The 10,975-nt window shown below is 54.5% G+C and carries 10 protein-coding genes and 1 pseudogene; 8 read left to right on the top strand and 3 right to left on the bottom strand.

The genetic code is table 11. The annotated features are described in order from the left end of the window. Positions 1 to 95, top strand: a pseudogene (locus GOB86_RS13545) (IS5/IS1182 family transposase); the annotation flags it as partial. Here GOB86_RS13545 and GOB86_RS13540 read toward each other — a convergent pair. Continuing rightward, entirely contained in the window at positions 72 to 548 is a 477-nt protein-coding gene (locus GOB86_RS13540; protein WP_165993091.1) for a hypothetical protein, read from the bottom strand. The pseudogene GOB86_RS13545 and the gene GOB86_RS13540 sit on opposite strands and share 24 nt — an antisense overlap. A 227-nt stretch (positions 549 to 775) precedes the next feature. On the opposite strand from GOB86_RS13540, the gene guaA reads away from it, so the two are divergent. After that, complete coding sequence (guaA, locus tag GOB86_RS13535; RefSeq protein ID WP_165993089.1) at positions 776 to 2,374, top strand: glutamine-hydrolyzing GMP synthase; 1,599 nt, start codon at positions 776 to 778, stop codon at positions 2,372 to 2,374. 306 nt (positions 2,375 to 2,680) lie between these two features. After that, the gene (locus GOB86_RS13530) at positions 2,681 to 3,877 is read left to right on the top strand and encodes a tyrosine-type recombinase/integrase (protein ID WP_165993087.1); all 1,197 of its coding nucleotides are present in this window, start codon (positions 2,681 to 2,683) and stop codon (positions 3,875 to 3,877) included. Here the strand turns inward: GOB86_RS13530 and GOB86_RS13525 are convergent. Then, positions 3,874 to 4,716, bottom strand: coding sequence for a winged helix-turn-helix transcriptional regulator (locus GOB86_RS13525; RefSeq protein ID WP_165993085.1), 843 nt, complete (start codon positions 4,714 to 4,716; stop codon positions 3,874 to 3,876). The genes GOB86_RS13530 and GOB86_RS13525 overlap by 4 nt on opposite strands. A gap of 109 nt (positions 4,717 to 4,825) precedes the next feature. Here GOB86_RS13525 and GOB86_RS13520 point away from each other — a divergent pair, with 109 nt between their 5' ends. Continuing rightward, on the top strand, positions 4,826 to 5,047 hold the full coding sequence (locus tag GOB86_RS13520; protein ID WP_165993083.1) for a helix-turn-helix transcriptional regulator: 222 nt from the start codon (positions 4,826 to 4,828) through the stop codon (positions 5,045 to 5,047). A gap of 24 nt (positions 5,048 to 5,071) precedes the next feature. Further along, positions 5,072 to 5,926, top strand: a complete 855-nt coding sequence (locus tag GOB86_RS13515; protein WP_338421534.1) for a replication initiator protein A — start codon at positions 5,072 to 5,074, stop codon at positions 5,924 to 5,926. A gap of 404 nt (positions 5,927 to 6,330) precedes the next feature. Here GOB86_RS13515 and GOB86_RS13510 read toward each other — a convergent pair whose 3' ends face one another. After that, the gene (locus GOB86_RS13510; RefSeq protein WP_165993079.1) at positions 6,331 to 6,687 is read right to left on the bottom strand and encodes a TraK family protein; all 357 of its coding nucleotides are present in this window, start codon (positions 6,685 to 6,687) and stop codon (positions 6,331 to 6,333) included. 238 nt (positions 6,688 to 6,925) lie between these two features. Here GOB86_RS13510 and GOB86_RS13505 point away from each other — a divergent pair, with 238 nt between their 5' ends. Genes GOB86_RS13505 through GOB86_RS16555 form a run of 3 tightly spaced genes read left to right on the top strand, consistent with a single transcriptional unit; the run spans position 6,926 to position 10,886 of the window. Continuing rightward, complete coding sequence (locus tag GOB86_RS13505) at positions 6,926 to 7,315, top strand: plasmid mobilization protein (protein ID WP_165993077.1); 390 nt, start codon at positions 6,926 to 6,928, stop codon at positions 7,313 to 7,315. 34 nt (positions 7,316 to 7,349) lie between these two features. Continuing rightward, positions 7,350 to 10,271 (top strand): ATP-dependent helicase, encoded by a 2,922-nt coding sequence (locus GOB86_RS13500; RefSeq protein WP_198912048.1) that lies wholly within the window; start codon positions 7,350 to 7,352, stop codon positions 10,269 to 10,271. A 6-nt stretch (positions 10,272 to 10,277) separates the two neighbouring features. Further along, a complete protein-coding gene (locus GOB86_RS16555; RefSeq protein WP_198912047.1) occupies positions 10,278 to 10,886 on the top strand; it encodes a DNA methyltransferase in 609 nt (202 codons plus the stop codon). The last annotated feature ends 89 nt before the right edge of the window (positions 10,887 to 10,975 follow it).

Below are 10,975 nucleotides of genomic sequence, written 5' to 3'. Positions count from 1 at the left end.
AGCAGTTTCGCGCTATCGCAACCCGCTACGATAAACTGAAATCGACCTTCCTCGCAGCCGTGCAGTTCGCCTCAATCATCATCCTGCTTAACTGACGACACGCCGTAGTTCCGGTTCAAAAAGTTATCCATCGGGTGGTTCTCGGGGCGGCGGAGTATAATATGCGCGCGGCAGGTGGGTGTGCCGTAAACACCCTCGAATATGTCATCTATGGGGTGGGCTTCAAAAACCATCGGTAGGGACTGCTTTCGTGCATCCTGCATAATAAGCTGGGCGTGGTAATGCTGGCGCTCCTTGTTGGGGACGCCGTGCAGCACCAGATTGCCCATCTGGGGTACAAAAATCATTTTTGTGGGCTGGATCAGCATGTAGGACAGGCCTTCGGTCGGGCAGTCGCGGCCTTTGTCTGTCACCAGCATGCCCGTCCACTCCCCATAGGGGTCGTTGGCGGCGGAGGTGGCGGCCTGTGCCGGTGCGGGCGTAAAGGCAGTCCATCCTATGCTCAACAGGGCGGCGCATGCCCATAACTGCAAGTGTCTGTTTTTCATATTGGGGCCTCTCCAGTGCTGTCTGTCTGAATCTGGGGTGATAAGCAGGTTGTGGCAAGCCCGGGCAGAAAACAGATTTGCCAGTTATTCTGGTTTTATAGGGTGACGAGGCCGCCGCATGGCTTTATATCCGCTGTCATACTTACTTAGTGGTGGGCCTTAGAGTGTGTTTGTCGCCGCTACACAAGAAAGCCAACCCTGACGCAGACCAGAAAGAACCATAACCCATGTCCGATGCCGCTCAGCCTGCTTCCCCTGTTGTGTTGGATGAAGCTTTGCACCATGACCGTATTCTGATTCTGGATTTTGGTAGTCAGGTTACGCAGCTGATTGCCCGCCGTGTGCGCGAAAGTGGCGTATATTGCGAAATCTGGCCGTTTACGACGGATGCCGAAAAAATACGCTCTTTTGCCCCGCGTGGCATTATTCTGTCTGGCGGGCCTGCCAGCGTAAATGGCCCTGATGCCCCCAAAATTCCAGATGTGGTGTTCGAGATGGCTGTGCCCGTTCTGGGCATCTGCTACGGCCAGCAGGCCATGTGCAAGCAACTGGGTGGCGAGGTGGAAAGCGGTGAACACCGTGAGTTCGGCCGCGCCTTTGTGGATATTGTAGAAGACTGCGCCCTGTTCCGTGGTGCATGGGCACGCGGTGGCCGTGAACAGGTCTGGATGAGCCATGGTGACCGTGTGGTAGCGCTGCCGCCGGGGTTCCGGACTGTGGCGGTCAGTCAGGGCGCGCCGTTTGCAGTTATCGCGGATGAAGGGCGTCGTCTTTATGGCGTGCAGTTCCACCCCGAGGTGGTGCATACGCCCCATGGCGCTGCTCTGCTGCAAAACTTTACGCATAATGTTGCAGGGTGCTCGGGGTCATGGACCATGGCGGGTTTCCGCGAAATGGAAATTGCCCGTATCCGTGCACAGGTCGGGACCGGCAGGGTTATCTGTGGCCTGTCTGGCGGGGTGGATTCCTCCGTTGCCGCCGTGCTGATCCATGAGGCCATTGGTGAACAGCTTACCTGTATTTTTGTTGATCACGGCATGCTGCGTGCGGGAGAGGCGGAAGAGGTTATCAAGACCTTCCGCGGCCAGTTCAACATCCAGTTGATCCACCGCGATGCGTCTGACATCTTTTTGTCAGCACTTGATGGCGTGACGGACCCTGAAATCAAGCGCAAGACCATTGGCCGCCTGTTTGTAGAAGTGTTTGAGGAAGAAGCGACCAAGCTGGGTGGGGCGCAGTTCCTTGCTCAGGGCACCCTCTACCCCGATGTTATTGAGAGTGTCAGCTTTACGGGTGGCCCGTCCGTGACCATCAAGTCCCATCATAATGTGGGTGGCCTGCCTGACCGCATGAACATGCAGCTTGTTGAACCCCTGCGTGAACTGTTCAAGGATGAAGTGCGCGATCTGGGGCGTGAGCTGGGAATTCCTGAAGTGATTGTCGGGCGGCATCCGTTCCCCGGTCCGGGGCTTGCCATTCGTATTCCTGGTAACATCACGCGTGAAAAACTGGATCTGCTGCGCAAGGTTGATACTGTTTTTCTGGAAGAAATACGCGCTGCTGGTCTGTACGATGCAATCTGGCAGGCCTTTGCCGTGCTACTGCCCGTGCGCACTGTGGGCGTTATGGGCGATGGCCGTACCTACGATCAGGCCTGTGCACTGCGCGCCGTGACCAGCACGGACGGCATGACGGCAGATGTGTACCCGTTTGATATGAGCTTCCTGACCAAGGTAGCCGGACGGATTGTGAACGAGGTACGGGGTATTAACCGCGTGACTTATGACATTACGTCCAAACCCCCGGGCACGATTGAGTGGGAATGATCCCGCGTCTGGCACAGGGTGGCACCACCCGGCATGGAAGTGCCTTAAAGCCCGCAGAAATGCGGGCTTTTTTGTTTTTTGGTCCGGCATTGTCTGGCATCGAACGGTATCGCCAAGCAGTTATTTTTTATGGCATAGTGCGTGGCACTGACTGAGTCTGATGCCATGATTTTTGTTAATACCATGTCGGACATTCTATGAGTGTCATGGTATCGATATTTAATAACCATATGAATAATAAGGATTTTATCCGGTTATTTTGATGGTTTTTAATCATGGTATCGCTGTTTGGAGTGCCATGAACCGATGCTGACCGATACCAAACTGCGCAACCTCAAGCCGACGGATAAACTTTACAAGGTGAATGATCGCGATGGGTTGTACGTCGCGGTGACGCCTGCGGGCAGCATCTCGTTCCGATATAATTATGCGATCCATGGAAGGCAGGAGACCCTGACCTTCGGGCGGTATGGCGTTGGGGGGATCACCCTCGCCGAAGCGCGTGAGCAGTTGGGAGAGGCTAAAAAGCTGGTCGCCGCCGGAAAGTCCCCAGCCAAGGAGAAGGCGCGCGACAAGGCACGGATCAAGGGCGTGGAGACGTTCGGAGCGTGGGCCGAGAAGTGGCTGCGCGGATATCAGATGGCGGACTCCACCCGTGATATGCGCAAATCTGTCTACGAGCGTGAACTGAAGCCTAAATTTGCCAGTCAGAAGCTTGTTGAAATCACCCACGAAGACCTGCGGGCGCTGACCGATGCCATCGTCGAACGTGGCGCTCCAGCGACAGCCGTCCACGCAAGAGAGGTGATGTTCCAAGTCTACCGGTGGGCTATCGAACGGGGGCAGAAGGTCGAAAATCCGGCTGAATTGGTCCGGCCTACCTCCATTGCGAAATTCGAGCCAAGGGACCGGGCGCTAACGCCGGAAGAGATTGGGCTGATGTACCAGTACGTGGAGCGCATCGGGACAACCCCTTCGATCAGGGCCGCCGCCAAATTGCTGCTGCTAACGATGGTCCGAAAGAGCGAGCTAACCAACGCCACTTGGAGCGAGGTTAATTTCAGTCAGGCGCTATGGACCATCCCCAAGGAGCGGATGAAGCGGCGCAATCCCCATTTGGTGTTTTTGTCCCGACAGGCGCTCGATATATTCATTGCCTTGAAAACCTTCGCGGGCGGCTCCGAATACATTTTGCCATCGCGGTATGACACCGATCAGCCGATGAGCAGTGCGACGCTGAACCAAGTCCTGACGTTGACTTACAGGCTTGCGCAGAAAGAGGGGAAGTCGCTTGCGAAGTTCGGGCCGCATGATTTGCGCAGGACGGCAAGTACTTTGTTGCATGAGGCAGGTTACAATACTGACTGGATCGAGAAGTGTCTTGCTCATGAGCAGAAAGGCGTAAGAGCTGTTTATAACAAAGCGGAATACCGCGAGCAGCGCACCGCTATGCTACAAGACTGGGCTGATATGATTGACGAATGGACGATCAAGCCACGTTAACGATCGCTTTCTTGACGTTTTTTTAGGGCGCGTCGTTTGATGGCTGCTGAAACGGCTTGGCGGGAAATGCCGAGTTGCCGAGCTATTTCAGCCTGCGTCATTGTGCCTTTTGAGAGAAAATCATCAAGCATGCTTGTGGGAGATCGTAAGGCTTTGACTTGCCTATAAGCTTCTCTCCGTACGTCCGCATGATCTTCAATGTCCCAGCCGGAGAGGGTCAAATTGTTGAAACCATGGGTCCAAATCTGTTCCATCAGGGCACGGTATTCCCAAATGAATCTTCGATCACGGTGATAGGCTCTTCTTGAAGAATCACTTCTGCTGGGATGGTGTTTCTCACAATATAACTTACTAGGTTTAGGGCTATCAGAGGCAGAGCCTGCCAAGCGAGTTGTCCACGCAAGGTCACTATGACGTGCATGCTCCCGTAACTTCATTTTTGGTTCGATGTATTCGTGGAAACTCTCTACGGAACAATCTGCACGCATCTCGACTAGATCGCCATAACGAGCGATCATTTGGCTCGCTTTATGAGGGCCATATTTTCCTGACAAGGCCTCTGAATAATGTTTAGCTAGTTTCTTTGCTCTCTCCAGCCCTAACGAAATCATTTTTTCTGTTAGAGGAACAAGCTTGGCGTTTTCGTTCTTCAGCTTTTTTACTACAACTGGATTGAAGCGTATTGCTGAATATTCAGTGAGATTTCCACAAAGCTCACAAAAACACCATGTCAGATTGTCTGCAAGCTTGGCCTCAATGCGACCGGTGGCTTCCCGTTTGGTAACTACGCGCTCGAGGATCGGATCGAAAGCAAGGTGGGTTTCGTAATCTTTGGCCATGGTCAATTTATGTCTGCAGTGTCAACCAAATTCAATCTTTTTCCCAGCCGCAGCAGGCAGCAGCAGGTAGCCTCAAGCACATTGTCATAAGGGTGCAGAGGGAAGAGAAATGGGAAACACGGCTAGGGTTCTTATTGACCGCAAAAAGCTTCACGCGATGATACCGCTAGCCGAAAGAACTATCTTTAACATGGAGCGGCGTGGCGAGTTTCCACGCCGTATCGCGCTGACCAGTAGAAACGTGGCGTGGGATCTTGAAGAGGTCATAGAGTGGATTGAGACGCGCAAGGCACAGGGTGCTCAGGCGCAGCGTCCTGGTATGCGCTTCTGATTTCAGAGCTTGTTTGTAACGCCTGTGTCTCCCATTCTCTGGGAACAGCGTGCCGTCAGCAAGGCATCAAAAGGTTCCCCAGCAGACCTCTGCCGTCGGGAAGGCTTTTTCGTTGCAGACATTCTGGCCGCTGCACCAAAGGGTGACGCGGTTAGCATGGAGCATCCACTGTTTGCGTTAAAAGCGGGCGATAGGCGTGTCAGAACCTATGAGCGTAACGGTCTCGTGGTGACCGTGAAGCCCGGGGCGGATGGTTGTGCGACCATACATGACAAGGACCTATGGATTTATTGCATCAGTCAGTTGGTGGAGGCCAAGAACCGTGGGCGCCCCATAACACCAACAGTGCGTTTTACGGCCTATGATTTTCTCCGTAGTACGAACCGCTCAACAGGGGGTGTCGGCTACCGCCGTATAGTCGGTATGCTTGCAAGGCTGAGAGGGACTGGCATCGAGACTAACATTGAGACGAATGGACAGCGTGAGCGACGCGGCTTTGGACTGATTGATTCATGGCGCATTGTAGAAAAGTCGCCAACAGATGATCGTGTGACCGCCATTGAGGTGGATTTGCCTCACTGGCTATTCCGTTCTGTTGCGACCATGCGGATTCTGACCCTTTCACGGGACTATTTCAAACTCCGCAAGCCGCTTGAGCGGCGCATATATGAACTTGCCCGCAAACATTGTGGTCTTCAGCCAAAATGGCGCGTGTCTGTGACGGTCCTGTACGCGAAAAGCGGCAGTACCGCGACGTTGAGAGAGTTTCGACGGCAGATAAAGGAACTGTCTGTTATCAACCTGCTACCTGATTATCGGATATCGCTCGATACAGAGCGTGACCACGTAACTTTCTTTGCCAATAGAGAAGATCACTAAAAAGCGGCTGCCCGCAATCTGTCGCTGAACGGGGCGCTCATTTCATCAGCAGCAGCGCGATATTGAACACCTGATCCTCCAAAAATGCCCTGTTGATAAGTGGTGACAGCTTTGTGGAATGACACGTACCTTCACCCACGTTTCCCTGTGGATTAGCACGTACCTTTACACACGCCCGGACACGTACTTTCACCCACACGAGTGGTATATAACATGTTGAAACTGATATGTTTTTCTAACCCGTAACACGCGCGCGCGTTTTAACTTAAATATATTCTTTTAACGTCTGAGGGGCTCTTCCAGCTGGGGATATGTCTACCGCGGCGCTCCTCGTTATAGGATGTAGTCGAGAGGCGAGGGCGTTTAAACACTTTGATCGTAGCGTTTAAACGGCATGCAATTCATTATTTCTCTGAGCCGTCTGCGGGAGACAGCCAGTGGGCAATGAGCTCAGGATCAGGGCTCGGATGGAAGTTTAGTGGCCTTGGGCTGAAAGCGTGGCGTTTGGAAGCTGCCTTTGGGCTTTGTTTTGCAAGGGCTGTGGAGGAGGCAGAAGGCGGCTCTTTTTTGGGCTTCTGGAAGGACTGTCCCAAAATAAATTTTCTGACGTGCCGGGTGAACTGACTGTGGCTCATCTGAAGAGCATCGTGATGTTTTTGGAAGACATCTGACCTGTTGTAACCTTGCCCCAACTCTTCTGCGATGACGGATTTCAGGGCAAGAAACCTCACGCGAGCCATCCCCTTCTTATTTGGCGTCATTGTAACCACTTCCAAGGCATAACCTGTCTGTTAGGTTGCGAATATGTGCTAATATAATCCAATATATGCAATTATAGGCGAATATACGCGAAAATCTTATTGGTCGTGAGGCCAAGAGTGCATTCGCATATAATTGCACATTATCGCGTGATGTTTGAAAGCAAGATAGGTCGCCCCATAGGGGGCGACGTGCTTATTCGCCTTCGGCTCAATGCGGAATCAGGAGGGCAGGGGAAATATGTCAGGAGAAAATGACGCCAAGAAAAGGCGGCAGAAGCACATCGGTCCGCGCTCAAAAAAACCTATTTGGGTAAGCGTTACAGAGGACGAGAGGAAGGCCATTCAAGATACAGCCCGGCAGGTGCGGCTTCCTGTTTCTGCCCTGCTTCGGAAGCTGGCTCTTGGATACAAACCGCCAAGCAAGATCGACCTTGAAACCCTCTATGCGGTTGGGCGGTTACGGGGTGACTTCGGGCGGCTGGGTGGTCTCTTGAAATTGTGGCTTGTGGACGCGCCCGGCCAAGCCATTCCAGAGAGCGAAGTGAGAGCCGCGCTCGATGCGATTTTGACCAAGCAAGGCGAGCTTTCGAGCCTTATTTTAGCCATTGAGAAGGCTACTGGTGACTGATGGCTCTTTTGGCATGGAGTCATGAGGACAACGCATGGGTCGCGTCCTCACAAAATACGGCGTGCTCGATTATGCTGTTCACATGGCAGGACCAAACCTAAACCAGCAGGCAGCAATCGAGGCAACACAAGGCCCAGTCCTGATCATCGCAGGACCTGGTTCCGGCAAGACTTACACGCTGGTGGAGCGCATCGTTCGGCTGATCCGGGTTGAGGGGAAGCGGCCGGAGCAACTGCTGGTAGTAACCTTCACCGAGAAGGCCGCACGTGAGCTGATCACCCGTGTGTCCAACCGCCTCCTTGAGCTCGGCATCTCGTTCAACATCAACGAGATGTATATCGGGACCTTCCATTCAATCTGCTTGCGTTTGTTGAAGGATCATCGCGAGTTCACACGCCTCAAGCGCAATTTTTCCCTGTTCGACCAGTTCGACCAGCAATATTTTCTGTTCCAGCGCCTGGGCAAATTCGAGGAGATCGCCGACATCGATCTCGTCATCGGGAAGGAGCAAACCGGTCGCTGGAACCGCGCCACCCAGCTGATGAAGTGGCTGAACAAGGTCGCCGAAGAGGCGCTTGATGTCGCGGCCCTCAAGACCGGCGATGATCCCGCCATTGTCGCGCTCGGCCACGCTGCCGACCTCTATCAAGAGCTGATGCTTGAGCAGAACGCCTTGGACTTCTCCGGCATCCAGGCGGAGGCCCTGCGATTGCTGGAGGGAAACCCGGCAGTTTTGAGCGAGGTCCGCCAGGAACTGACCCACCTGATGGTGGACGAGTACCAGGACACGAACACCATCCAGGAGCGGTTGCTCTTCCTTCTCGCCGGGGATGAGCAGAACATCTGCGTCGTGGGCGATGATGACCAGGGCCTATATCGGTTTCGCGGTGCGACCATCCGCAATATCCTGGAGTTTCCCAGCAATTTCGCTCCGGGTCGGTGCAAGCAGGAGCGCCTGACGATCAACTACCGGTCAACGCCGGATATCATCGATTTCTACAACCGCTGGATCGCGGACGAGGATTGGAGCGAAGGCGACAGGACCTTCCGCTTCGACAAGAGCATCGTCGCGCGCGACGAGCAGTTTCCCGACACGCCGTCCGTCGTGAAGCTCCGCCAGTCCGATGACGCCGATTTCCATGAGGAGGTAGTGAACTTCCTCCACTCGCTCCGCGACAAGGGTCTGACCGATTGGAACCAGGTCGCGTTCCTGTTCCGGTCGGTGAAGAACGACAAGGTGCTCGCTCTGGCGCGGCATCTGGAAACGAATGGCATCCCCGTCTACTCCCCTCGTTCGAACCTCTTCTTCGAACGCGAAGAAGTCCGGTTGATGATCGGGGCATTGCTCTTCCTCTTCCCCCGCTACCCTTCGATCAGGCAGACGCGGGAGGGGATGGAACTGGCGATCTGGGACTACTACGATCACCAGTGCTTCCAGGCGTTCGCGCAGGAGCTACGCAAGTCCGAGAACGCGAGCTTGCTTGCGTTCGTTCGCCCACTCGCCAAGCGCCACATAGCGATGACGGAAGCGGCCGACTATGGCCTGACCGGGCTGTTCTACCAGCTACTACAGTTCCCGCTGTTCAGCCGCTTCCTCGGCGAGGAAGTGATGAATGGGGTGGATAAGGGGCGCGCATCGCGCAACCTCGCCCTGCTCTCGCAGCTGCTGACCAAATTCGAATACCTGCATTTCATCACCGTCGTGAACCCGGAATACCTGGATCGCGACCTGCTAAATCTGTTCAACCAGTTCCTGCGCTTCCTCTATGACGGCGGCATCGACGAGTACGAGGACGACAGCGAATATGCACCAAGCGGGTGCGTTTCCTTCCTGACCGTTCACCAATCGAAGGGCCTGGAATTTCCCGTCGTGGTCTGCGGGTCGCTTGAGGCGGTGCCCCGCAAGCAGTGGACGGACATCGATGTGGCAATGGAGCCATACCTCGCCAAGCGGCCGTTCGAGCCGCTCGACCGGATCAAGAATTTCGATTTCCGGCGTCTCTTCTATACCGCCTTCTCCCGAGCCCAAAACCTGCTGGTGCTCGCCACCGAGGAGAAGGAGGGACGCGGCCGGGCGCCCTCGAAACATTTCGCTGACGCTTGGGGAGAGTTGCCAAACTGGCGCGATCCCGTGTTTCATGCCGAGCGCATCGACTTCGATGTGGTGAAGCAGATCAACCTCAAGCGGCAATACAGCTTCACCTCCCACATCGCGCTGTTTGAGACCTGCGCGGAGCAATATCGCTTCTTCCGCGAGCTCGAATTTACGCCCGTCCGCGCAAGCGCCCAGCTTTTCGGTACGCTCGTCCATCAGACGATTGAGGATGTCCACAAGGCGGTGCTGCGCGGCGAGGGGCACATCGTCACCGCCAGCCAGGTCGAGGATTGGTTCGAAACCAACTACCACTACCTGTCCCGGCGAGAGCGGCAGTACCTCAACCAGCTCGCGAAGGGGGCGGCGCTTCGCCATGTCGAACGCTATGTGAAGCGCGAGCGGCGGCATTTCGACCGGCTGAAGGAGGCCGAGGTCGATATCTCCATGGTCAAGGACACCTACATCCTCAACGGATCGGTGGACCTGATCCGTGGCGAAGGGGATACGGTCGAGCTGATCGACTTCAAGGCCGAGAAGAAGCCTGACCTGGTGCGGGATCGGGAGAGGCTGCAACAATACCGGAAACAGCTTGAGGTCTACGCGCACCTGGTGGAGGAGAGGACAGGCCACATGGTCAGCCGCACTCATCTCTACTATACCGGCGAGGAGAGCGGAAATCCGTTCATCAGCTGGGATAAGGACAGCAAGGCCATCGACCGCACCATCGCGGATTTTGACCGGATCGTTGGCCGGATCGAGGGCCGCGATTACCGGATGAAGTCGCGGCCGGGGAAGAAATGCGAGGACTGCGACGCGCGGTTCTACTGTGACATGAAAAATTGGAAATTCTTGGAAGGGTAAATGCGAGTGAGTGACGGACAGGAAAGCTTGGACCTGGGTCGGCAGGAGGAAGGCCGGGTCGAGGAATACAAGTTCGAGCCGATCAAGGGCTATCCCATGCTCAACTGGCGCGGAAAGCGCCCGTTCGCCTCGACCCAGTTCTACCCCGCTCAGCTCAAAGAGATGCACGGCGATGAAGTCGATGGCTGGCGCAACAAGATTTTCTGGGGCGACAACCTTCAAGTCTTGAGCCATCTCCTCCGAGATTTTCGCGGCAAGGTAGACATGATTTACATCGATCCACCTTTTGACTCAAAGGCGGATTACAAGAAGATTATTGAGTCTCGCGGCAGAAAAGCTACGACCGATAAATCGTCTTTCGAGGAAAAGCAGTACGGCGATATTTGGTCGAACGACGAATATCTTCAATTCATGTTCGAGCGACTTGTTATGCTCAGAGAGCTACTTGCAGCACATGGGCTGATCTTTCTTCACTGCGATTGGCACAAGAGTCACTACCTGCGCTGTATGCTTGACGAGATTTTTGGCGCAAACAATTTTGTGAATGAAATCATTTGGCAGAAATGCAATTCAAAGAATTTCACAAGCAATTCTCTACGGCGTGTCGTCAGTTAAGCCCTGAGTATGGTACGTGAGGGTTGTACTTTCCGGCGTCCTGTGCTGACTGTTTTTCTCGCTTTGAGGGAGGCAGACGAATGCGACGC

Source organism: Acetobacter lambici, from assembly GCF_011516885.1.
GTDB classification, from domain to species: domain Bacteria; phylum Pseudomonadota; class Alphaproteobacteria; order Acetobacterales; family Acetobacteraceae; genus Acetobacter; species Acetobacter lambici.
The sequence above is the reverse complement of the archived record's forward strand: the minus strand, read 5'-3'. Positions and strand labels throughout refer to the sequence as shown.

Coding starts and splice junctions, on each gene's coding strand:
- GOB86_RS13500 (WP_198912048.1), top strand. CDS start 7,350: ATGGGTCGCGTCCTCACAAAATACGGCGTGCTCGATTATGCTGTTCAC.
- GOB86_RS13525 (WP_165993085.1), bottom strand. CDS start 4,716: ATGGCCAAAGATTACGAAACCCACCTTGCTTTCGATCCGATCCTCGAG.
- GOB86_RS13540 (WP_165993091.1), bottom strand. CDS start 548: ATGAAAAACAGACACTTGCAGTTATGGGCATGCGCCGCCCTGTTGAGC.
- GOB86_RS13520 (WP_165993083.1), top strand. CDS start 4,826: ATGGGAAACACGGCTAGGGTTCTTATTGACCGCAAAAAGCTTCACGCG.
- GOB86_RS13505 (WP_165993077.1), top strand. CDS start 6,926: ATGTCAGGAGAAAATGACGCCAAGAAAAGGCGGCAGAAGCACATCGGT.
- guaA (WP_165993089.1), top strand. CDS start 776: ATGTCCGATGCCGCTCAGCCTGCTTCCCCTGTTGTGTTGGATGAAGCT.
- GOB86_RS13510 (WP_165993079.1), bottom strand. CDS start 6,687: ATGACGCCAAATAAGAAGGGGATGGCTCGCGTGAGGTTTCTTGCCCTG.
- GOB86_RS13530 (WP_165993087.1), top strand. CDS start 2,681: ATGCTGACCGATACCAAACTGCGCAACCTCAAGCCGACGGATAAACTT.